The sequence below is a fragment of the Spiroplasma corruscae genome, from assembly GCF_002237575.1.
In the GTDB taxonomy this organism is placed as follows: domain Bacteria; phylum Bacillota_I; class Bacilli_A; order Mycoplasmatales; family Mycoplasmataceae; genus Spiroplasma_A; species Spiroplasma_A corruscae.
Map to the genome: position 1 here is coordinate 869,069 of NZ_CP022535.1, position 24,304 is coordinate 893,372.

23 protein-coding genes, 1 tRNA gene and 1 pseudogene are annotated in these 24,304 nt (G+C 25.5%); 2 read left to right on the forward strand and 23 right to left on the reverse strand.

From position 1 onward, the window contains the following. Window positions 1–2 precede the first annotated feature (2 nt). Complete coding sequence (gene hrcA, locus SCORR_RS03795) at window positions 3–1,025, reverse strand: heat-inducible transcriptional repressor HrcA (protein WP_094049310.1); 1,023 nt, start codon at window positions 1,023–1,025, stop codon at window positions 3–5. Window positions 1,026–1,084: 59 nt separating this feature from the next. Next, entirely contained in the window at window positions 1,085–3,232 is a 2,148-nt protein-coding gene (locus SCORR_RS03800; protein WP_094049312.1) for an ATP-dependent Clp protease ATP-binding subunit, read from the reverse strand. Window positions 3,233–3,458: 226 nt separating this feature from the next. Between SCORR_RS03800 and SCORR_RS03805 the strand changes: the two genes are divergently transcribed. After that, on the forward strand, window positions 3,459–5,300 hold the full coding sequence (locus SCORR_RS03805; protein WP_094049314.1) for a hypothetical protein: 1,842 nt from the start codon (window positions 3,459–3,461) through the stop codon (window positions 5,298–5,300). Here SCORR_RS03805 and SCORR_RS03810 read toward each other — a convergent pair. Genes SCORR_RS03810 through SCORR_RS03825 form a run of 4 tightly spaced genes read right to left on the reverse strand, consistent with a single transcriptional unit; the run spans window position 5,286 to window position 9,035 of the window. Continuing rightward, complete coding sequence (locus SCORR_RS03810; protein WP_157705390.1) at window positions 5,286–6,008, reverse strand: hypothetical protein; 723 nt, start codon at window positions 6,006–6,008, stop codon at window positions 5,286–5,288. The two genes, SCORR_RS03805 and SCORR_RS03810, sit on opposite strands and share 15 nt — an antisense overlap. A gap of 32 nt (window positions 6,009–6,040) precedes the next feature. Next, entirely contained in the window at window positions 6,041–7,153 is a 1,113-nt protein-coding gene (gene hemW / locus SCORR_RS03815; protein ID WP_245831779.1) for a radical SAM family heme chaperone HemW, read from the reverse strand. Then, complete coding sequence (locus tag SCORR_RS03820) at window positions 7,135–8,736, reverse strand: MSC_0882 family membrane protein (RefSeq protein WP_094049318.1); 1,602 nt, start codon at window positions 8,734–8,736, stop codon at window positions 7,135–7,137. The genes hemW and SCORR_RS03820 overlap by 19 nt, the downstream gene beginning before the upstream one ends. A gap of 26 nt (window positions 8,737–8,762) precedes the next feature. Continuing rightward, complete coding sequence (locus SCORR_RS03825; protein ID WP_094049320.1) at window positions 8,763–9,035, reverse strand: TIGR04561 family membrane protein; 273 nt, start codon at window positions 9,033–9,035, stop codon at window positions 8,763–8,765. 127 nt (window positions 9,036–9,162) lie between these two features. Here SCORR_RS03825 and msrB point away from each other — a divergent pair, with 127 nt between their 5' ends. Continuing rightward, window positions 9,163–9,600 (forward strand): peptide-methionine (R)-S-oxide reductase MsrB, encoded by a 438-nt coding sequence (msrB, locus tag SCORR_RS03830; protein ID WP_094049322.1) that lies wholly within the window; start codon window positions 9,163–9,165, stop codon window positions 9,598–9,600. A 401-nt stretch (window positions 9,601–10,001) separates the two neighbouring features. On the opposite strand, the gene SCORR_RS03835 is transcribed toward msrB, so the two are convergent. From SCORR_RS03835 to SCORR_RS03915, 17 genes and pseudogenes are all read right to left on the reverse strand, one after another. Further along, the gene (locus SCORR_RS03835; protein ID WP_094049324.1) at window positions 10,002–10,940 is read right to left on the reverse strand and encodes a dihydroorotate dehydrogenase; all 939 of its coding nucleotides are present in this window, start codon (window positions 10,938–10,940) and stop codon (window positions 10,002–10,004) included. 393 nt (window positions 10,941–11,333) lie between these two features. Beyond that, the gene (locus SCORR_RS03840; RefSeq protein ID WP_094049326.1) at window positions 11,334–11,825 is read right to left on the reverse strand and encodes a hypothetical protein; all 492 of its coding nucleotides are present in this window, start codon (window positions 11,823–11,825) and stop codon (window positions 11,334–11,336) included. A 56-nt stretch (window positions 11,826–11,881) separates the two neighbouring features. Further along, the gene (gene nadE, locus SCORR_RS03845) at window positions 11,882–12,649 is read right to left on the reverse strand and encodes an NAD(+) synthase (RefSeq protein WP_094049328.1); all 768 of its coding nucleotides are present in this window, start codon (window positions 12,647–12,649) and stop codon (window positions 11,882–11,884) included. Window position 12,650: 1 nt separating this feature from the next. Then, complete coding sequence (obgE, locus tag SCORR_RS03850) at window positions 12,651–13,946, reverse strand: GTPase ObgE (protein ID WP_094049330.1); 1,296 nt, start codon at window positions 13,944–13,946, stop codon at window positions 12,651–12,653. Window positions 13,947–13,955: 9 nt separating this feature from the next. Beyond that, the gene (locus SCORR_RS03855) at window positions 13,956–14,312 is read right to left on the reverse strand and encodes a hypothetical protein (protein WP_094049332.1); all 357 of its coding nucleotides are present in this window, start codon (window positions 14,310–14,312) and stop codon (window positions 13,956–13,958) included. A gap of 5 nt (window positions 14,313–14,317) precedes the next feature. After that, window positions 14,318–15,061: a DUF3196 family protein gene (locus SCORR_RS03860; protein ID WP_094049334.1), complete on the reverse strand. Its 744-nt coding sequence runs from the start codon at window positions 15,059–15,061 to the stop codon at window positions 14,318–14,320. Window positions 15,062–15,362: 301 nt separating this feature from the next. Continuing rightward, window positions 15,363–15,731: pseudogene (gene rplS / locus SCORR_RS05535) on the reverse strand (50S ribosomal protein L19); the annotation flags it as partial. A 1-nt stretch (window position 15,732) separates the two neighbouring features. After that, window positions 15,733–16,464, reverse strand: a complete 732-nt coding sequence (gene trmD / locus SCORR_RS03870; RefSeq protein ID WP_094049338.1) for a tRNA (guanosine(37)-N1)-methyltransferase TrmD — start codon at window positions 16,462–16,464, stop codon at window positions 15,733–15,735. Beyond that, on the reverse strand, window positions 16,464–16,955 hold the full coding sequence (locus tag SCORR_RS03875) for a ribosome maturation factor RimM (protein WP_094049340.1): 492 nt from the start codon (window positions 16,953–16,955) through the stop codon (window positions 16,464–16,466). Before SCORR_RS03875 ends, trmD begins: the two co-directional genes overlap by 1 nt. Further along, entirely contained in the window at window positions 16,945–17,214 is a 270-nt protein-coding gene (locus SCORR_RS03880) for a hypothetical protein (protein WP_094049341.1), read from the reverse strand. Before SCORR_RS03880 ends, SCORR_RS03875 begins: the two co-directional genes overlap by 11 nt. Beyond that, window positions 17,214–17,663, reverse strand: a complete 450-nt coding sequence (gene rpsP / locus SCORR_RS05600; RefSeq protein WP_094049343.1) for a 30S ribosomal protein S16 — start codon at window positions 17,661–17,663, stop codon at window positions 17,214–17,216. Before rpsP ends, SCORR_RS03880 begins: the two co-directional genes overlap by 1 nt. A 124-nt stretch (window positions 17,664–17,787) precedes the next feature. Next, a tRNA-Arg gene (locus SCORR_RS03890) sits at window positions 17,788–17,864 on the reverse strand. 245 nt (window positions 17,865–18,109) lie between these two features. After that, on the reverse strand, window positions 18,110–19,699 hold the full coding sequence (locus SCORR_RS03895) for a hypothetical protein (protein ID WP_094049345.1): 1,590 nt from the start codon (window positions 19,697–19,699) through the stop codon (window positions 18,110–18,112). Window positions 19,700–19,707: 8 nt separating this feature from the next. Beyond that, on the reverse strand, window positions 19,708–21,033 hold the full coding sequence (gene trmFO / locus SCORR_RS03900) for a methylenetetrahydrofolate--tRNA-(uracil(54)-C(5))-methyltransferase (FADH(2)-oxidizing) TrmFO (RefSeq protein WP_094049347.1): 1,326 nt from the start codon (window positions 21,031–21,033) through the stop codon (window positions 19,708–19,710). A gap of 58 nt (window positions 21,034–21,091) precedes the next feature. After that, window positions 21,092–23,032: an ABC transporter ATP-binding protein gene (locus tag SCORR_RS03905; protein ID WP_094049349.1), complete on the reverse strand. Its 1,941-nt coding sequence runs from the start codon at window positions 23,030–23,032 to the stop codon at window positions 21,092–21,094. A gap of 201 nt (window positions 23,033–23,233) precedes the next feature. Continuing rightward, window positions 23,234–23,959, reverse strand: coding sequence for a DNA-processing protein DprA (locus SCORR_RS03910; protein ID WP_157705392.1), 726 nt, complete (start codon window positions 23,957–23,959; stop codon window positions 23,234–23,236). Window positions 23,960–23,967: 8 nt separating this feature from the next. Continuing rightward, entirely contained in the window at window positions 23,968–24,273 is a 306-nt protein-coding gene (locus SCORR_RS03915) for a single-stranded DNA-binding protein (protein ID WP_094049353.1), read from the reverse strand. Window positions 24,274–24,304 lie beyond the last annotated feature (31 nt).

A 24,304-nucleotide genomic window follows, 5' to 3' on the forward strand; every position in this document is an offset into this window, starting at 1 on the left:
ATTTACTCCTCTCCTAAAAATTTCGTTTCTATTTTTTTCCTTATTCAATCTAAAAGATCCGAAACTTTATCATATTCAATTCTTTTAGGTCCAACCAAAGCAAGTGATGCTTTATTTCCAAAATTTGTTGTAAAATCAGTTTTTACAACAGCTATATCATCATTTTCAATACCTGTCTCAAATCCAATTGCTACAGAAGTTTTTGAACCTTTCTTACTTTGTGAATTGAATCAAGCAAAAGGTGAAGCTGTTTCTATGAACTCTATTATACTTTTGATTTTTTTAGGATCATTAAATTCAGGATTTTCTAATAAATATTTAACACCACTTGTTTTAGATTTATTAGACTCAGTATGAATCAATGCACCAACTAATGTTTGAAGTATAAATTCATATTTTTTTACTTGTTTTTTTAATATTGGAATAATGATTTGCGATTTTGTTTCAATTTCTGATATTTTTGAGTTTACCAATCTTTCGTTAAACAAATCTATTGAAATCATTAAATCGTTTAATGCTACATTATCAAGATTTATTGTTTTATTTTGTATATTACCATTCGATAATACAAATAACACTGCGGCTTTATTTTTAGTTAACTGAATTAATTCAACTTTTGATAATGTTACTTCATCTACTTCATTAGAAGTTACAACAATTGTAGCTAACTTAGTCATTTCACTTATTAAAACTGATGTTTTATCTAGTATTTCATCAACAGTAATATCTCTCTTGGCAAATATTAATTCTATTTTAGTTTTAATATCATCATAATTATTTACCTTCATTAAGTTATCCACATAATACCGATAACCTTTTGTAGAGGGAACTCTTCCTGAAGAAGTGTGAGCCTTTTCAATATAGCCTTGCTCTTCTAAAAGTACTGATTCATTCCTAATAGTCGCCGGTGAAACTTCAATTTCGATTACTTCATGAATTCTTTTTGAACCTACCGGAAATGCAGTTTTAATATACTCCTCAATAATAGCCTTTAAAATTTGATCTTGACGTTTACTTAGCATCATAATCCTCCATTAAAAACACACAATCATAGTTTACCAATAGCACTCTAAATATTCAAGTGCTAATTTAATTTATTTGATGAAGTTATTATAAATTTGCCATTTTGGACGTCAACAACATAATTTCTTTTTGGTTCAATTTCTTCTGAAACAATTGCTCTTGCAATTAAAGTTTCCAAGTTTTTTTCAATATATCTTTTTATAGGTCTTGCACCGTATTCTTTGTTATAACCTTCTTCTAGTATTTTATCAATTGTAGCATCAGTGAAATTTAGTAAGTAGTCATTATTAATCAATACTCTTTCTTTTAACTCATTTAATGTTTTAGTAATAATTTCTTTAATAATTTCTTTTGATAATGGGTTAAAAGTAATTACATTATCAATTCTATTAACAAATTCTGGTCTAAAGTAATTTTTTAATTCCTTATCAATTACTTCTTGGTCAATCATTTCTATTGGCGTACTCATTAAATATTCTGAAGCTATATTTGAAGTCATAATTATAATTGTATTTTTGAAATCAACAGTTTTACCAAGAGAATCAGTTATTCTTCCATCATCTAATATTTGTAAGAACACATTGAATACATCTGGGTGTGCTTTTTCTACTTCATCAAATAATACTATTGAATATGGTGATCTACGAACAGCTTCTGTTAATCTTCCACCTTCTTCATAACCAACATAACCTGGTGGTGACCCTATAAGTTTTGATACAGATTGTTTTTCCATATATTCTGACATATCAAACCTAATCATTTTCTTCTCACTACCAAATAATGTTTTAGCTAATGATCTTGCTACCTCTGTTTTACCAACTCCTGTTGGACCTAAAAATAAGAAACTACCAATTGGTTTGCTTGGGTCTTTTATACCACTTCTGCTTCTTAGTATTGAATCAGCAATTAATTCAATTACATGACTTTGACCTTTTACCATTTTTTTTAAATTACTTCCTAAATGCAGTAGTTTTTGTTTTTCACTTTCTATCAAGTTTTCTATTTTAATTCCTGTTCATTTAGAAATTATTTTTGCAATTTCATCTTCGGAAACTTCTTCAGAAATAAGTTTTTCTTTTTTTCCATCAAGTGATGTATTCAGTTGTTTTTGTAGCGCCGGTAGTAATGAATATTGAATTTCTCCAGCTCTTTCAAACTTACCTTCTGATTGTGCAGTTTCAAGTTCTAACTTAAGCTGATCAATTGTAGATCTATACTTATTAATATTTGCTAAAACTTTCTTTTCACTTTCTCATTTAGTATTTAACTTTTCTTGTTCTTGTTTTAATGATTCAAGTTCCTTTTGACATTGTTCTAATCTTTCAATTGATTTATCATCTGTTTCTTTAGACAATGCTGCTTTTTCAATTTCTAATTGCATTATTTTTCTGTTTAATTGATATAACTCAGTTGGGACTGATGCGATTTCAGTCTTTATTGTTGCACTTGCTTCGTCTACTAAATCGATTGCTTTATCAGGTAAGAATCTATCTGAAATATAACGATCACTTAAAACAGCTGCAGCAATTAATGCATTATCATGAATTCTAACTCCATGATAAGTTTCAAATCTTTCTTTTAATCCTCTTAGAATTGAAATGGTTTCATCAATAGTAGGTTCTGATACATATACCTTTTGAAATCTTCTTTCAAGTGCGGCATCCTTTTCAATATATTCTCTATATTCTTTTAATGTAGTTGCACCAATTACTTTTATCCCGCCTCTTGCTAATGAAGGTTTTAGTAGGTTTGATACATCCATTCCACCACCATTACCAGTTTTACCAGCACCAACAATCAAATGTAATTCATCAATAAATAATATTACTTCTCCATTTTCTTTTTGAATTGCATTAACGATACCTTTTATTCTGGCTTCATAATCTCCCAAAAAACTTGCACCAGCCATTACACTTCCCATGTCCAATTCAAGTATTTTTTTATTTCTTAAATTACTCGGTACCTCACCTTTATTAATTCTATGAGCAAGTCCTTCTGCAATAGCTGTTTTACCAACTCCTGGTTCACCAATTAATACAGGGTTATTTTTTGTTTTTCTACTTAGTATTCTGATGACTCTCATTATTTCATCATCCCTACCAATAATGGGATCAATTTTTCCCTCTTTTGCGTCCTGTGTTAAGTTCCTAGTATATTTATTTAATATTTCTGGATCATTCATAGGATCTGGTCTTTGATTAAAATCCATTCTTATACCTCCCTTTTTTTTAGCACTCTCTATACTCAACTGCTAAACAATAATATATTACTAATATTTTTAGCAAAGTCAATATTAAAGTGCTAAAAAATAAAACTTTTTTTGTATATTTATAAAAAATGCTAATATTAAATTATGTTAAAAATGAAACATCTATTTAAAAGTATGAATGACTTCCACTATTGTTCTCTAAATTAAATTTTTAGAGGAGGAAGAAATGAATAGAAATAATCGAAATGCTATAGTGTTTAAGATAACTATCGCTGCTTTATTATCTGCTTTTGTTACAATTGTTAATCTAATTTTTTATATGATTCCAGGCCTTGATTTCACTTTTCTATTAATAGCTATTTTTTGTATTGTCTTAAAAACGGAAATAAGTTTTTTAATTTCAATAACAACTTCATTTATATCTTTTCTTTATAAGAACCCCATATTTGATGGAATAAGTTATCTACTTACAATTATGACAATATTTGGTGTTTTTACTGCTTTACGCAAGGTTTTTATCAAGCAACGATGACTTATTTTTGTTTCCTTAATACTTATAAGTACTTTATATGATACATATATCTTAATTTTATGAATTTTAGCTACTAATTATCAACAAGGACTTGCAATATACCTAACAAAAGTTATTGAAATACACGTTATATTTGTTTTATATACTATTGCACCATTATTAATGTTTAAAAAAATAGAAAATATACTTTATAAACTATCTAGTAAGTGAGAGTTTATAATGAATAAAAATTATATTGAATATATTGAGAACATGGAGAAAAATAAAATGAACAAATTTAGTGATAATAAAAAGAATTATAACTTTCAAGTTATATCATTAATTTTATCAATGAATGTTATGTTATGTTACTTTAGTTTTATACCATTAGCAATATCAACAGTCTATAATTATAAACTTATTAGTATAATAATTATTATTCCAATATTAATGCTGTTAATGACGCCTATTTGAATGAAATTAAAGAAGAAAGTAAGTAACAAAGTTGTACTTACTCATAATTGTACAGGTCTTATTATTGCAATAACTTTTACTTTTTTAGGTTTTATTTTAACAAAATATGTATTAGCATTAACATTCTTAGTTCTAGGGTTATTATTATTTGGTATCTTTATTGCAGGTTTTATACCAATAAATTTAGAAATGATTAAAAGTTATAATATTAGAAATAAAAGACCAAATAATATTAATAAAATATTGGCATTAACATCATTTATCCTTATACCTGTTCCCTTCTTGATTTATAACTTTAGTAAACCAATTTATAACTTGACTTTCTTTATAATAGTTATTTTAGTGATTCTTTCTATAATGATTTTAAATAAAAATATAATGAGTGAAGGAAATGTATTAAATGTTAATAAGGATGATTTCAAAGTAGCGTTAAAAAATAAGAAATTTATTACAAGTATATTTACACAAAATCTTTTCATTGGTATTGATAAATTTTTTGAGTATGGATTAATATTTCTGTTTCTAATATACTTTGATCAAAATAGTATTAGCATATCATTACTTCAAAAGAACTTATATATTTATATAATGATCGGATTTTTATTTAAGTATATGGGTAGAGCCGTTGGTTATTTAATAAGAATTAAAGATAATTATAATATTAAAATAAATTTCTTATCCAGTTTATTATATGTATTATCATTCACTATGATACTAGCCTTTTTCATAACATCAAATTTTAAGAATTTTAATAATAAAGATCTTTTATATAAAACATTAATTATTGTTTCACAATTTATAATAGGATTTGCTTATATATTAATAAAAAGAACTCAGTCAAGTTATTATAAAAAAATAATTAATAATGAGCATATAAACGGTGCATTTATTCTTGATCACGTTATCGGGAATGTCTTATTCTCATTATTAATAAGTATAGTGTTCTTAATGTTCTTCTTATTAATTAATGTTAATATAATAAATTTCATTATAATGTTTAGTATTTTGGTTTCACTTACATTTATTGTATTATTAACTAATATTTTTATATTAAAAAACAACACTAAGTTAGTTCAAAACTAATTTAGTGTTGTTTTCATTTATAAATAATATAAACATTTGAAAATATATATTTATACATAATTTTATAAAAGCTTTTTCATAACCACAATAATTTATCAGTAATTCTGATTGTATAACAAAATATTTTATTGGAAGGTAATCAAATGATCTTAATTTATCAAAATCAATTTTATGTACTTGGTTTTTATTAAAAATTAAAATTTTTATTTCCTCTAATATTTTTTTTTGGTTTTTATTTATGTTAATAGAATTATATTGTAGTGTATCATAACTCATTAACAAAATAAAAAGTTTGTAATTATATTTAGAATTATCATAACTATAATATTTTACTTTTTCTTTTTTATTTAACTTCAATCATACATTTGGGTTATATCTTAGTTGAGTTAGTAATAAACATTTAATAATTTGCAACTTAAACTCAATCGCTTTTAATCTTCTATACTTATTAATTTTTATTAAATTTTTAAAATCATTACATGTGCTTATAAAATATCTGTCTGTAATATTATATTTCCTTATGAAAGATACTAAATACTTTGTACTAAACCTTGCTAACGATAGGTTTAAACAATTATGAAAATTATATTCAATCTTAGATATTGATGTATCAAAAAGTAAACTTAATACTTCAATACTTATTTTCGGGTTAATCACACTTTCTAAACTGTTATAGTCCTTAGTAATAGGTTTATAATTATTTTTCATTTTAATTACCCCTATTATTAAATCGACATTTTTTATAATAAAGATACTAATATTTCATTTAATATATTTAAACCACGTTCTGTACATTTTAAATGATTATCTTTTACTTCTAAAAAGTTTTTATTAATATTCTCATTAATTTTTTCTTCATATGCTTTATATGCATATTTATTAATTTCAATTTCTAAGTTTATTCCACCTATTAAGCGTAAACCCATCATTAATACTTGAAAATAAAAGTCATTTTCACTTACTAATTCGTACTTTTTTTTGTAGCTAAGAAAGTTACCCTCATTACAAGTTAAATAATACTTATTATCAATTATTTCAAAACCACTTGCACCAACACCAACTCCAGCAAATAAATCAGAATTCCAATACGATATATTATGTAACGATTTCTTTTCATCTTTTAATGAGTAGTTAGATATTTCATATCTCACATACCCTAACTTTTTTAATCCTTTGTTAACTAGAATATCAAAATCTTCATCTTTTGAAGGTTTCTTATATTTTAACTTGCCCCATATTGATTTTTCTTTCATGATTAGTGAATATCAAGATATGTGATCTGGTTTTAATTCCTTTATATAGTTTAAATCAGTTTCTATATTCTTTGCTTCTTGATCAAATAAGTTATACATTAAATCTATACTTACGTTATCAAAGCCAACTTGCCTGATTAATTTGTATGCATCAATGGCTTCTTTATTGTCGTGAATTCTACCAACTTTCTTAAGCAACGAGTTATCAAAAGTTTGTATTCCCATACTTAGTCTATTTATATTATTATTTTTATATATTAATAATTTCTCTTTTGTTACAGATTCAGGATTTAATTCGATTGTATATTCTATAGTACATTTATTAACATACTTATTTAATATCTCACACATTCTTATTGTTTGCTTTTCATCCAAACAACTTGGAGTCCCACCACCAATGTAAATAGTTTGTAGATGATTTAATCTATCTCCATATGCCAACAACTCTTTTTCTAGATTATCTAAATAATCATATATTACTTTTTCATTTTTTGTTGGCTTTTTTACTTTTACAAAATCACAGTAAAAACAAATATGTTCACAAAAAGGAATGTGAACATATAAACTATTAATATTTTTGTTTATTGATTGAATTTTCAAGGTTTTAATGATTGTCCCCTTTTTCTTCTAATAATTAATCATGGGATAAGTATTAGGAATAATAATAAAAGCATAACAACACAGAATATAATAATACATATTTTATTAGCTCTTTTTTTAATATTCTTAATTTCTTGTTCTGGTATTATTTCATACCCATAATAAGAAATAATATTATTTTTTCTGTTTCTTGTAGTAATAATATTAAAAACATGTACTAATAACGCTACTAATAGAATAATTATATTAACAGTTATTTCAGACTGTAAAGTCTTCAATGTTCCAATATCTCAGAACAATATATAAGCAGTTTTACCTGCTTGTGATTGTAATGAATAAAGGATTCCAAGTATTATTGAGCCAAATATGTAAGTAGAAAAACAAATTCAGTTAATATAAATTGCTCTTGATATTAATGCTTTATAGTTTCTAGTTATAAAATATGGAATTGATTCATTGCCCATTATTAAATCTCGTTCATATTTTCTTACATTTGAAAATAATAAAGTAAAATCAGTTAAACTAACACCAAAAAATCCTACTGATATTATTAATAATAAAATTGAGAAGAAAGGATACATAACCTTTTCTTTTTGAACACCAATAAACTTAGATATGTTTTCATCTGTTTTATAATAAATCGCAAGCATAAGTGATGTAATAATAATACCAATTGAACCAACCATAAATAGTATAAATACTCTAAGTTTTTCACTTCTAATTTCTCTACCAATTTCTTTTGGAATTATACTAGCTTCTTTAAGTCTTTTCTTATAACTATTATCTTTCTTGTAAGAATTATAATTGTTAGCACTTGCATTAGCATAATTATAATTCTGGTTATAACTATAATTATTTCCATTATTATAAAATTGATTACCATTTGAAAACTCTTCATAACCAGAATGCATTCTATTATTATAATAAGAGTTAGGATCTAAATACATTTCTCTAATAGCCTGATCATTATAAGATTGTTGATTTGGATAATTATTAAATGATTTAAAGTATTTATCATTACGTATTTCGTTTTGATTTACGTAGTTTTGATTTACGTAGTTTTGATTATAATGATTTTGATTTAGTGGTTCATTATTTCTATTATACAAATTATTTTCATAGTTGAAAATATCATGGTTTTGATTGTTATATTGCACACCATAATTATTAAATTGATGTTCTTGGTGATTATAGTTTCCTGCACCTTGACCATAACCTTGATTGAAATAATTATTAGGTTGATAACCTCCATTAGAATAGTTACTTTGAGGTTCTAAATTATTAAATTCTTGTATATTATTATATCTTGGTTTTATACTGTTAATTAGATTTTGTTGATAAGACTGAATATCGACCTGTTGTGGTGGTTGATATTGATTGTTATATTGAGGTTGCTGATATTGATTATACTGTTGTTGATTATATATCGGTAGTGGTTGGTTTGTATTATACTGATTTGATGGTAATTGATTATAATTTGGGGCCTGCATGTTTTGATTAGGCGCAACAAAATTACCAGCAACAGGAATGTTTTGCTGATTATTTTGATTATTTGGTTTAAAAAAATCAAATACTTTGCCCATAAAAATGCCCTCTTTTTTTATAAGACTTATTTTGCTTTAGAATAAGATTTTCTAGATTTCTTTATTTTTGCAATTTCCATTTCAAAATCATTTCTTTGAGTTTCAAATTTTTCCAGTCTCTTAAATTCATCTACACTAACTTCTTCTTTTTCATAAATATATTTACGTTTCTTCTTCAGTAGTATAAATAAATAAGACCCTAGACAAATTGCTCCAATTAAAACAAAAACTACTAGAACAACTCATAAAGGTAGTGTAAAATCAAGCACTTTAAATGAGAAATCAAGCAAGTTTGTCATAATATCACCTATAATTAGCCCTAATTGCAAAATAGCTTACAATTATTTATATAATACCATATTTTTAGAGTTTTTTATAAAAAAATATGCTTTAATTAATACTATAAGTTGTATTGAGGTATGAAGAATGAGTAATTTTAAAGAAAATAAAAAAATTGATCAATTAACAGACATAGAGTATCAAGTAACAATGAAAAACTCTACAGAACCACCCTTTGATAATAAATATTGAAATGAATATAGAAAAGGTATTTATGTTGACATACTTACAGGTGAACCACTGTTTTTTTCAAGTGATAAATATGATTCAGGATGCGGTTGACCAAGTTTTACAAAACCTATTGAAAAAAAATTAATTAAAGAAAAAGCGGATTTTTCTCATAATATGCACAGAGTAGAAGTAAGAACTAAAAATAGCGACATTCATCTGGGACATGTCTTTACAGATGGACCATTAGAAGAAGGTGGTTTAAGATATTGTATAAACTCGGCTTCACTAGAATTTATACCGTTAGAAGAAATGGAAGAAAAAGGTTATAGTGATTACACACTTATGATTAAGTAAATGTAATTTATTAAATACTTATTATCTAAATATATAACTATATAGAAAATATTTAAATGGATATAAATTATAAAAAAAATGACTATATGATAAGTGTTAAGTTACTTTTTATTATTTGTTATAACAGATGTAATAGTATATGCATTTTTTAAAATAAATGAATGAATTAAAAGGTAAAAATATAAGTAGTATTAATAACGCAAATATTAAATTATAATAGTAACTTTTTCAACTATTTATAATTTAATGTAGGAATAATAAGTTAATAAAACTCACTTATATTTAAATTATTAATTGATATTAAAAGGGCTTACAACATTACTCAGTTGTTATCTATTTTTACAATAAAAAACATCTTGTCAATTTGAAAGATGTTTTTTATTGTAGATTAACTAATATACCTATTGTTGGTTCTTAAATCATTCTCTTGTAGTTTTTACTTTATTAACTAACTCTTCGACAGAGTTAAATCCAAGGTTTAATAATCTTTCTTCAAGTTGATTAACAATCTTATAACACACTAATGGATCTCACATATTTGCGCTTGCAATACCAACAGCAGTTGCTCCTGCCATCAACATTTCAATAACGTCATCAACATTGCAAACTCCTCCAACTCCAATAATTGGTATGTCAACTTCATTTGAAACTTGATAGACTAGTTTAATAGCTAAAGGTCTTATAAATGAACCACTAACTCCTCCAAACTTATTTGATAACACTGGTTCCATGGTTTTGATATTTATCTTCATTCCACTAATACCATTTATCATTGTCAAAGCATCAGCTCCTGCTGCCTTACAAACTTTTGCAGTTTCAATAATGTCAGGTTCAGTTGGTGATAATTTAATATAAATAGGTTTGGTTGTAACCTTTTTTACACTTATAATAAGTTCTTTTAAATATTCATAGTTAGAAGTCATTACTATACTATCTTTTTTTACATTTGGACAAGATACATTTAATTCAATAGCATTAATAACTTCTTTATTATTTAACATAGTAACCATCTCTACATACTCTTCAATTGAATTACCTGCAATACTAGAGATTACAGGAACATTCATCATTTCTAAAAACTCCATCTTAGTTTTAATAAACTTTTTAATTCCAATATTCTTCAAACCTACTGCATTGATGTATCCCCCTTCAAGTGAAGCGAATCTTGGTGTAGGATTCCCTTCTTTAGGTAAAAAAGTAACTGTTTTAGTTGTTATCGCTCCAAGTGTTGAAAGATCATATACACTATTTAAATATTCACCATGTATTAAAGGTCCAGAAGCTATTATTATTGGGTTTTTTAATTTAATCCCTGGTATTTTAATTGAAAGTTTGCTCATTCTTATTCTCCTTCTTTAAAAGATTACTAAATTAAAAGCCTATCAAATTTGATAGGCAAAATAATGTCATTCTAAAAAAGGGACATTACTTTTTTGCCTCACAGGACAAATTTAAAGTATTCTTTCCTTAATATTATATACAAAGAAATAAAAAAAATCACCGGGAAGTGATTTTAAATATATATTTACTAGATATATTTTAATAAATTTGTAAATATTTTTTAAGTAGGTTTATGACTAATTGCTGGATTGTATTGTTAATATTAATATACTATTAATACTTCTTTCTTTCTTTATTAATAAACTAACCTAGTTTATTAATAAATTTATTATATAAAATATAAATATAAATACAACACTTATAAAATGTTTTAGTAAATTAAAAATATTTTATTAGTTTCAACTTGCTACAAGAGCATCAATAATGTCATTTTTCCATTCATCTATGTCAATATCATTTGTAAAGAAATCTATAAACTGATCTCTAAAATTAATGATTAAATTAGCTGAAAAATCAGATTCTTCTATACCTAACTCTTTTAATTTATTTACAATTACTTCTGGGTATTCTGGATTAAATGAGATTGATTGAACACAATCCTCAGCAAAAAACTCTGCATCACCTTCTTCTTGAAGCGATCCTACTAGGTTAGAATAAATTTCTTCGCCTACCAATGTATTACTTTTAACTTCATTAGAAATTTCTTCTAATGATTTTCCCGCTTCTATTGATGTATCATATACTTTTTCAATTTCTTCTCCAAATATTAAAATTGCAAAGTATGAACTCATTCCTGCAACTAGTTCTTCAAACATTTTATCAGCTATTTCATCAGGTAAATCATCAATAAAACTACTAATTTCTTTTGCTTGTGATTCTGTCATTTTTAATTCTCCTTAACTTTTATAATTATCTAATAAAAAATTAAATTATACACAATTTATTTAAATATATTATTTTTTAAAATATCCTTTATGGTTTGTGGTTTTTTAGCCAAATTTCTCTTATGCTCAGATATTTTATGTAAGAAATCAATTCTTTCCTTTACATTATTATCAACTTTTAAACCACTTAGATAATCATCGATTAAGTCGTAACTAAAACCTATTTCAGACTCATCTGTTTGGTTTTCTCATAAACTAGCAGTTGGTTCTCTATTTATTATGCTATCTGGAATGTTTAATAATTTAGCAGCTAATCTTACATCTCTTTTTAATAAATATAATAGCGGAACTAAATCAACTCCACCATCACCAAACTTTGTAAAATAGCCAATATGTCACTCACAAGCATTATCAGTACCTAAAACTAATGAGTTTTTTGATTGTGCTATTGAGTACAAAGTAGTCATTCTAAGTCTCGCCTTTGAGTTTGCTAATGCAAGTTTTGAAATGCCTTCAACATTGTTATTTAGTTCGTTTTTCAAGCAACTAAAAGTTTCTAAAAGATTAACTTCCAAACAATTTTTTATTGATAAACTTTCAAGTAAATCATTTTTGCATTTTAAATCGAGTTCACTTGACTCACAAGGCATTCAAACAACCGAGTAATTATTTGGAAATGCTTTTATAGCTAGCGCTGCAACTACAGCTGAGTCAATACCTCCACTAATACCGACAACTACACCTTTTTGATTCGCTTTGATAACTTCTTCTTTTATTCAACCTACTAAATAATCTAAATATTCTTTTAATTCTCTTTCTTTCATATTAATCCATCCATTCTAGTTCAATATCAAATATTTTAACTAGATCTCCTTTTTTAGCTCCTTTTTCTCTTAACAAATCATACACTCCTAGTTTTTTTAATTTTTCATTAAATAATAGTAAATTATCATATGTTGATATTGGAGTTTTTAGATATATTTTTTTAACATCCTCACCTTTAATGATTCATTTATTATCTGAAAATTTTTGTATTTCTAAGTCTTTTAATTGACCTTCAAATGTATAAAGTTTAAATTCATTAGTTTTTTTAATTCCAATAAACTTATCTTTTCCTAATAAATCATTTTCCTCTAGTGTGTCACCGATTAAAATTAGCAAGTTTTCAATATTTTCTTTTTTTAATCCTGAGGTTTGGATTATAACTTTATCTTTATACTTTTCCTTAAAATACATTAAATTTATTTCAGCTTCTTCAATATCAATTTTATTTGCAATTATTATTTCATGCCTTTTTTCAAGATCGAGATTATATGTTATTAACTCATTACGAATTAATTGATAGTTCTTAATAACATCATCTGTACCATAATTTCCTGACATATCTATTATATGACAAATTATTTTACATCTTTCGATATGTCTTAGGAAATCAAACCCCAATCCTTTTCCTTGACTTGCACCTTCAATTAATCCAGGCAAATCCGCAACTACAAAAGTTCTATTTTTTTTATCAATACATAGCCCTAATTGTGGATTTAGTGTAGTAAATGGATAATCAGCAATTGTTGGTTTTGAGTTAGAAATTGCTCTAAGCATAGTTGATTTTCCTGCGTTAGGTAAACCAACAAAACCTACATCTGCAAGTACTTTTAATTCAGCTTTAATATTTATGTTATCTCCAAGATCACCAGCTTCAAAGTTGGTTGGTGCTCTATTTCGTGAGTTTGCAAATCTTGCATTACCTCTTCCGCCTTTACCACCTTTTGCTATTATTTCTTTTTGATTATGTTCAATAAAGTCTGCAAGTAATTCATTATTATCAGAGTTATAAATCACTGTTCCAACAGGTACCTTTATAATGCAATCTTTACCATTTTTACCATGCATATTTTTTATATCACCTTTATGGCCATCATCTGCATAGTAAAATTTTTGTAACTTTAAATCAAGTAGCGATGTTTTTCCTTCATCAGCGATGAAAATAATATCTCCACCATCTCCACCATCTCCGCCATTAGGTCCGCCATTTGGTACATATAGTTCTTTCCTAAAAGAAACTGCACCATCTCCACCTTTTCCGGCTTTAATATTAAAATACGCTAAGTCTACAAATTTCATATATAACCACTACTTTTCATCTATTTCTATTTTTGGTACTGAGATTTCACCGTTTAATAATTGGATGTAACATTCAGAACATAAAAATGTTGGTTTACCAATTGTTGCATTATAATCATCTAATTCTTGTCATGCATCTATTGGTTCTTTTAATAAATTATCTAATTCTAAGTCACTTATATCTGGTTTACTATCGTGTATTTCTTTTACAACATTTCCTAATAGTTTAGGACTATTTTTTGAAACATATGAAATGTCATCAATACCACATAATGAACAACCAATACCAAAAACTTCTATCATCAAGTTATTAAAGTCACTATATTCAATAAAATCAGTTTCATTAAAATTATTTTCTTTTATCATAACTATTAAATCATATCATTTAATTCATTTAAAATTAACATAACATTATTATGATCAAAAATTAATGAATTGATAATTAATGGATCAGGGTTTAAACCCATTGAATTATAGGTTTTTAAAATAAGGGCAACAGTCATATCATTTAAGTTGAAATTAGATAATGAGAATCCCGGAAATTTTAAATAATAATATGAGTTTAAAATACTTAAAGAAATATTGAATAGTGAAGGATCATAATGATATAAGATACTTTCTAAATTATTTTCAATACTTTTTAAAAGTGTTTGTGTTTCTTGTACATTAAATTTAGTAGGATTAATTGTAAATCTATTACCATTTTTATAAACAATAAAATCATGATCAATTTTTTGTTCAATTAATATCATTAATAAAAAAGATTTATTTTCATCACTATTTTTTATATTAACTAAATAATCAGAAATATCGTCTATTATTTTCCTTGCGTTTAATTCTCTAAGAAAATCAAAAGCAACTAAATGAGATTGTTGATCAGCTACATTTTTAATAACATTAACAACTCTCTCTAAACTTCAAGAAATAAGTTTTCTTTCATTCATTTTTACATGTTCTTGAATATAATTATTTCAGTGTCTTAAATATTTTTCAAACTTTTCTGGAATATATGGTGCTAATAACTCTTCATTAATTATTTTTAATGCTGCATCAAAATTATTGTTATCTATTAATGTACTTAATTTTTTACTAACCTCTTCATAATAATTTGACATCGCCACTCCTTATTCATTTTAAATTTAAAAATATATCTTAAATCTATTGTATCATTTAATTTTTGGTTAATATTATAGTAATTATAAGGATTATTTATCATAAAAAAAACTCATATAGAGTTTTTTGTTAAATTAATTATTCACTTTTGGTTTCTACTTCTTTTGGTTTATCATTTCCTGGTTTTGCATTAGTTGATGGTTTTGCAGCAGTTGATGGTGCTGATTTTGTTGACTTAGTTGAAGTAGGTTTTGTTGCTGCTAATCTTGCAGATTTTTTTACAAACTCAGTTTTTTCAGCATTCTTCTTATCTTTTGATACAATAATTTCTTTAATCCTTGCTGCCTTACCTGATAATTTTCTAATGTAGTATATTCTTGCTCTACGAACACGACCTCTTTTTAGTACATCGATTGAGTCAATTATTGGTGAATGAACTGGGAAAGTTCTTTCAACAAAAACACCGTTAGAGTTTTTTCTTACGCAAACTGAAAAAGTAATTCCACTACCTTGTGTTTTAATTACAACACCTTCAAATGCTTGAATACGATACTTATCCCCTTCTTTTATTTTTACACTTACTCTAATAGTATCCCCTGATGTAAATCTTGGTAAATTATTATTTAATTGCTCATCAACTATTGATTTAGTTGTTTTGGTTAACATATTCATATTATTCTTCTCCTTTCAAACTTTTAAGTTCTTTTAAATATTTTATATCATCTATTGTCAAACTATCATAATTAATTAAATCCGGCCTTTTTAAATAAGTATTTTTTAACTTTTCTTGTTTACGGTACTTTTCAACATTACCATGATGGCCACTTAGTAAAATATCTGGCACTTTTTTATCCCTAAAATTATATGGTTTTGTATAAACGGGATAATCAAGTAAGTTATCTTCAAAACTATCATTTTTATGTGATTCTTCATTAATAACACCTTTTAAAAGTCTTACAACTGAATCAACAAGTATTAATGCTGGTAATTCTCCGCCAGTTAGAACATAATCACCAATTGATAATTCTAAATCAATATAATCCATTACTCTTTGATCAAAACCTTCATAATGGCCACAAATAATAATAATATGTTCATAAGAAGTGCTAAAGTTTTTAGAAATATCTTGTTTTAAGGTTTTACCTTGTGGTGACATTAACACAACAATACTTTTGTCTTGTCGACAACTCTCAATTGCTCTAACTATTGGTTCAACCATTAGAACCATCCCACTACCACCACCATATTGATAATCATCAATTTGTTGGTTATTTAAAGTAGAAAAATCTCTCAAATTCAATACTTCAATTTCAACCAGTTTTTTATCAATAGCTCTTTTAACTATTGATTCTGATATACTTGTTTTTATCAAGCATGGAAATAATGTTATTATTGTAAACTTCATTAAACCCTCAAACTATCTATATTAATGGCCTTGATAAGTTGCTCATCATCATTAATAAATTCAACATATTTATCAACTAATGGTATTCACACTATTGTATCAATATAATTAATCTTTACTAATCAGTATACGCCATTATCAATTACATCTAATACAGAGTAATTAATATCATTAAATTTCACTGAATAATCATTATAGTTAATTGTATTTATAAATAGCTTCTTATCTTTGTTAATAAATACTTCTTTTTTTACTAAATTACAAGCTTCATTTATTGAATTAATACTAGTAAATTTAATAATACAATTAGTATTTTTAAAGTAAACATTCTCAATCTTATATGGTAAGAAACTAACCCTATCTTTTATGAAAAATGTTTCATTAATTAATGACTTATCATAATCATATTTATCAGATAGACTAAATTTAATACTACCTTTTATTCCATGAGTTGAAACAATTTCCCCAACTTTTATTAATTTATTTTCCATAATTTTCGAACACTTCAATATCTATAACAATTTCTTTTTTAAACTTAGAAATTCTCGAATTAAGAATTGGTAATATATGATTTAAAATCCCTGTATTAGAATTGTTGACAAATAATGAAACAGAAGCGTCAAATGTTACTAATACAAATTGTATACTTTCATTGTCTTCAAATTTAAAATCTAAAAAGTATTTACAATCTTTTGGAACTAAATCAGATAATAATTCCTTTAATGACTCGAGTAATTCAATACTATTCATTACTTAGTTTCTTTAACTTTTGTTGTAGTTTTTTTTGGTTTATCATCTGTTGTTTTTCCAGCTGCTGGTTTTTTAGCAGTTGATGCTTTTGAAGCAGTTGATGCTTTTGAAGCAGTTGATGCTTTTGAAGCAACTGGTTTTTTAGTTGCTGATTTTTTAGTTACTGGGTTTTTTTCTTTAGATGATTGATTACTCAATTTAAAATCATGTAATTCTTTCATTAAACCATTTTTTGACAATATATTTCTAACTGTATCAGTAGGTTGAGCACCATCCTTCAACCATTTTAAAGCGATATCATGTTGAAGTTTAACTTCTCCATTAAGTGGGTTATATGTACCCACTAACTCTATGTATTCTCCATCACGTTTTACACGTGAATCTGAAGCTACTATTCTATAAAAAGCAGCTCTTTTTTTTCCGGCTCTTTTTAATCTTAATTTAACCATAAATTCCTCCTTTTATCTAAACCTCTATAATAATATATAAATAAATATAAAGAGTCAAGTAGTTTTACTTGACTCTTTATATAAAAAAAAAAAAAAAACGCTTGATGCGTTTATGATTCAAATTTGGCGCCCACGAGAAGATTCGAACTTCTGACCCTACGCTTAGAAGGCGCATGCTCTATCCTACTGAGCTACGTGGGCAACAACAAAATAATAATAACAAAAAAAATAAAAATATTCTATATTAATTCTATTTTTATAAAAATTGAATTCATTGCTAAATATTAAAACTCTTAAAAATGTATTTAAAGAAATAATAATTTTAGTTATTGTTTTTTACATATTAACTTTTTATAAATATTACTATTTTTAATAAACTATTAAGATTATTAAGTGTTTTGCAGCTTAAGTTTAAATATTAAATTTTTTTATCTCTTTTAATAATATTATTTTTCTCAGTTTTTAAGTTTTGTTGGTAACTCTAAATAAGGTATAAACTCTTTTCTAATTTCTTCATTTTGTTCACTTTCATAATAATCCAACATTTTTGTAAACTTAACATAAAGAGCTTTAATATTATCATATGTCTGGAAAGTATGATCAAGCGGATGAGGACCATAAATAATAATTACCATTTTAAATAATTCGAATAAATCATAACCCATTATTTTTGCTGTTTTTGGTTCAACCCCTAATAGTATATTAATGACTCTACCTATTTTTAATAAAGTATTTTCGTTTTTATAATCAGATAATGAATTTTGTTGTTTGTTAATTGTTTCTACAATTTCTTCTTCGCTTAATAGAAAGTCATGCTCAGTAATGTTTTCCATACTTATCTTTTGTTTAAATTTATTTTCTTTTATTTCTTCAAAAATATTTAATACATTAACAAATAATTTTTTCTTAAAAGCGATTTTGTTATCTATTACCTGGGGTATGTATTCATGCGCTAATAACAATGATCTTAGTTTTGAAAATGTATATTTTGTAATTTCTAAACATTCCATTAAAGTGTTCTCATTAAAATCTATGAATCTTTCACCTTTAGATTTAGCATACGGAATTAATAACTCACCATTAATATGCTGACTATTGAAAGGCGATAAAACTTTATTATTTGAGTTTCTTAAATGTAGTTTCAATTTTTTATTTTTATCAATTTCTTTATCTGAACTTAAAAATAATGGAAGATATGATTCAATTAAATTGTACAAATCTTCTCCATCATCAAGCATTGTAACTGCAGTTATCTCCTCTTTCATCAGGATTGTTGTAAGTTTTGTTAATTGTAATAATGCTTTGTATCTTTCTCTTGTATTAAAGGCTTCTCATTTTGTTGAAGAAAAATTACTTAAAAAAATGGTTCATTCCTCATCATTTTGAATTAACTCATAGGTTTCAGTTAAGTATTCTAACTCTTTTGGTTTTCAATCCCTACCAGAACGATACTTCCTTAATAACACATCTTTTTGATAACATTTAAAAACTCTTTGGTAAAGGCCTTTTATATCATAATTTTTTATTAGATTTAGTGTAAAAATAAAAGGATAAGGTAAGCTTGTTTTAAAAGAATTATCATCAGAAACATGATTTATATCATATTCAAAAATTGATAAAGATTCTCTTATAAATGATTTATAGGTATCTTTTCATTCATCGTATTTCTTAAAACAGTATTCATTAACATATGGTATTAATAGGTTTGAAATAACTTGTTTAGCTAAATCGATTGTTTCTTCAGTTTTAAATACTAATTTTTTTGGTTTTTCTTTAACATAACGGTACTTTATTTTATATAACATATCAAAATTGTTAATTATATAGTTTGTTAAAGTATTATGTTCTGAAATTTCAATTTCATTACTTATTAAATTTTTATACAAAAAATATTGAACTATTCCAGTAAATGTAATTGGATACAAAAATGTTATTAGTTCTTTTTGAGTTGTTATGTAGTATTTTAATTCTGCATTTTCTTCTGCAACCTTATGAAGGCCATATCAGAAGATGCTTTGTTTATATAAATCTTTCATGTTTCCTCTTAATTAAACTTATTTAATTTTATAAAATGTTGCAAATCATTAATAGCTCTATTTGAGTATAGTTCTTTTTTAATCTCTTTTTTTATTTTTTTATCAATATGTAGGTTTTCTACAATTCCTCAATTAGCTTTCATAGGTTGAAAATCATCAACGTTTGTATTTATTATATAACTTTGCAATGAACCCATTACAGTTGTTTTAGGAAAAGATACCATTTTCTTTTCGCTTAGTAATTGATAAACATTTAAAGCTGCTATTAGTCCTGATGAAGTTGATTCAACATATCCTTCCACGCCTGTAATTTGACCCACAAAAAATATATTTTGATTACTTTTCAATTGATTATACTCATTAAGCAAAATTGGAGAATTTATAAAGTTATTTTTATGCATAACACCGTATCTTATGAATTCAGCATTTTCTAAACCAGGTATTAATCTAAATATTCTTTTTTGTTCATTAAATTTTAAATTTGTTTGAAAACCAACTAAATTATATAATGAATCTTTAGCATTATCTTGTCTTAATTGAACAATCGCATAATTTTTTGAACCATCTTTATTACTAATTCCAGCCGGCTTTAAAGGTCCATACAATAATGTTTTAAAGCCTCTTTTAGCCATTGCTTCAACAGGCATACAACCTTCAAAAAACTTTAAGTTAGTTTCATCATCTAAATGTAAATCTATTGTTTCTGCTTTTATAAGTTCATTGTAAAATAATTCATACTGTTCCTTATTCATTGGACAATTTATATAATCTTTTGTTTCACCTTTATCATATCTATTCTTCTTAAAACAAATATTCATATTAATTGATTCCAACTTTATAATTGGAGCTACCGCATCAAAAAAATAAAAATATTCTTTTCCTATTATATTAGTAATCTCTTGTTGCAATAATGGACTTGTTAAAGGACCACTAGCTATTATGTTTATACATTCTCTATCAATGCTTACAACTTCTTTTTTGATTACGTTTATATTTGGGTGGTTTTTAATTTTTTTAGTTATTGTTTTAGAAAATGATTCTCTATCTACAGTTAAACTTTGACCACCTGGTATTGCACATTCATTAGCAGATTGAATAATTAATGAATTGAATAGTTCTAACTCTCTTTTCAAGGTACCTACCGCATTTTTTAAATCATTTGATCTTAGAGAATTTGAACAAACTAATTCTGCAAAATAATCTAAATTTTGCACAGGATTCTTTTTAACACTTTTCATTTCATAAAGATTTACATTAATTCCTCTATTCGCTAGTTGCCAAGCAGCCTCGCACCCTGATAAACCTGCACCTATAATATTAACTGTTTTTTTCATTTTTTAATTATAACAAATTGCCTTCTTAATTAAAAAAATAAAAGCAAAAACTTTTATTTTAATCCATTAACCCTGCTTCGTATAGATTTTTAAAATGTCCCGGAACTTCTTTTAACTCATCAAAAGTTCCAGTTTGAACAATACCTTGGTCTCGCCCTAAAACAATTATTTGATCTACATTTTTAATTGTGCTTAAACGGTGGGCTATTGTAACAGTTGTTCTGCCCTTCATCAATGCTTCTAATTTGCTTTGAATCTCTTTTTCTATAATATTATCTAATGCACTTGTTGCTTCATCAAGAACCAATAATTGTGGGTCTTTTAAAAACATTCTCGCTATGACAAGTCTTTGTTTTTGTCCACCACTTAAAATAAATCCTCTTTCTCCAAGTATTGTGTCATAACCATCAGGTCAAGATGAAACAATGCTATCTAATTCAGCTTTTTTTGCAGCTTCCTTAATTTCTTCATCGGTTGCATCAAATTTACCATACCTAATATTGTCTGATACTGTTCCAAATAGTATTTGAGGTTCTTGTTCTACATATCCAACATGTTGTAAATAACTTGATAAATGAGCATCTTTAAGATTAACACTATTGTTAATCAACACTTCACCTTTATAAGGATCATAAAATCTTAGTAATAATTTAGCAATAGTAGATTTACCTGCACCAGTTTCACCAACAAAGGCATAACTCTTACCCTTTTTAAAAGTGTAACTAAAATTTGGTAATACTACTTTATTTGGTTTTTCTGGATATCTAAACTCAATATTATTAAATATGATATCTCCATCAATAGAATCAATATATATTCCTTCACCTTCGTTGTAATGAGGGTCTATTTTAGCCTTAGCCTTCATAATAGCATCAATTCGCGCTGCAGACGTCGACGCTTGAACCATTCCTGCATTTACTCTTGCTAACTGCATTAGAGGCCCTACCATTGTTCCTACACCACTTATAAATGATGATAATATAACTGATAATTGTGGACCATCTCCGTTATATAGTAAAGCAGCAGCAATTACTATTACCATTTGTATTGAACTAATTCCTGCAACCATAACAGTAATAACAATTGATTGTAATTTTATTAAACTTTTTGATTTTTTAAAATAATCTTTATGTAAGTACTTAAATCTTTCTGTTTCATAAGATTCTGTACCTGAAGCTTTAATAAGATTAATGGTACCAATTCTATCGGTAACATCACCATTAATTGAAGTAATTGAATCCCTTGTTTTAAACATTAATTTTTTTACAATACCAAAAGTTGAAAACATTACTGTCATTATAATAAACATAGTAACTATTACAACAATTGTAAGTTTTACATCAATTGTAAGCATTGTAATTAATGAACCGAAAAAAGTAAATGTAGCAGATAAAAGTGTTACTGGAATAATTTGACCTTGTTCACCAACAATCTGTGTATCAGATACAATTTTCGTTAATATTTCACCAATTTTTTTGTCTGAGTAATAACTCATATCTTGTTTTACTAAATTTTCTAAAGCTTGATTTCTAAGATTAATTTCAATATTTTTACCTAACAAACCAGTTAAGTAATTTGATAAAAAAGTGAATAAAGCTAATAGTGCAAAAATTCCTACTTGTAAATATATTCAATCTTGTCATCCAAAATCAATACCAAAGAATGAAGAGTAAAACCAATAATTTCCATTTCCTAGATCCTTAGCTTGGACTAATATATTGTTTCCAGATTTACTTAACATATCATTTAATTGATCTATTGGAGGATAATTTCCATCTTTAAACATACTTGGTGCCATTAAAATTGACATAATATTTTGAATAATTTTTGGACCAACAATAGTAGTAACAGATGATAATAATGTTAGAAAAACTATAAAGAAGGCAAAAATAGGTCTTTTTTTAAGGTATTTAAATATAATTCCAAAAAATGTTTTTGCTTTTTTACGTTTTTTCTTAGTAAAAGTAGGAGAACTTGTTTCTTTGTTAATTTCCTTCATTTCTAATCACCACTTTAATTATAGTACATATATTTATGAAAATAAAAAAAAGAGAGATAATCTATCTCTCAATTAAAATTTTATATATCATTTGTGTGTCGGGAATAAAATGATTAATTTAATTTTATTAGGTATTAACCTTACAAGTGTCATATCTCTATGACAAATTAATTATACAATAAATTAATTTTATTTCTACACTTATTTAAAATTTTTTAAAATTTTTGTACCCATATCTATAAAAGTATTTGTAATGGCGCTTGATAACTCTATTTCAGGTATAGATAATACTTCTTTACCCTCATTTATAAAATGATTAAATAAATTAATATACTTTTGAGTATTAATGCAATCTAAGAACAATACAAACTTAGATAATGACGCCTGTAAATGATTTGTCTTTGCATCATTTGATTCATGGTCATTTTTGTAAGTATAACTCAAAAATAATGTTTTACTAAAATTATCTTCAAAATCAAGATCATTATCGACAAAATAATTATATATACTACCATTTATTGCATAAATATATTTATTATTTACATCTAAATTTTCAATGGTTACTTTTTTTATATAATTATCATCATTTGAAAGAATAATTGTGTAGTCATTTTCTTTTGATTCATTCAATATACAGTTAATACTATTGATATTTTTTTTATCTAATTTATCATTGGAATAAATTGATAATGTTTTGTTAAAGTTTGATAATAATTGTATATTTCCAACATAATATAATACAAATGGTGGTTTGAAGGTATTTTTTAACTCTGTTGGGTAAATTGGATTTAACAAAGTTATGAATTTGCACCTTATTTTATCTTGAATATTTCTTAATTCATTGATATCGATTTTCTCTTTTTGTTCAAGAGCATCGAAAATCTTATCTCAATCACCATTATATTTTAAAGAAAAGTATAGTAGCACATTTTCCATTAATTAAATTGAAAGATTTTATGAGCTACAAAATCGTTCCCAAAACTTTTATTTTCAGGGTTAGAATATGATATCAATTTACCTTCAACCCCAATAGTTAACTTATCATAATAATCAAACTCATCACCTAAAACATTATTCCAGATTTTTACATTTATAAAATCTTCCTTACATTTAGAGTTTTTATTTGTTGTTATTCTTGGTACTTTTATAATAAGTTTATATAATTTTTTTTCGCCATCTTTAGAGTTATATACCAATTCGGGGTTACCTTCAAGTTGGCCTAATATAGTTACATTGTTCATTATTAACCTCCCACTTAATAAATCGACACGT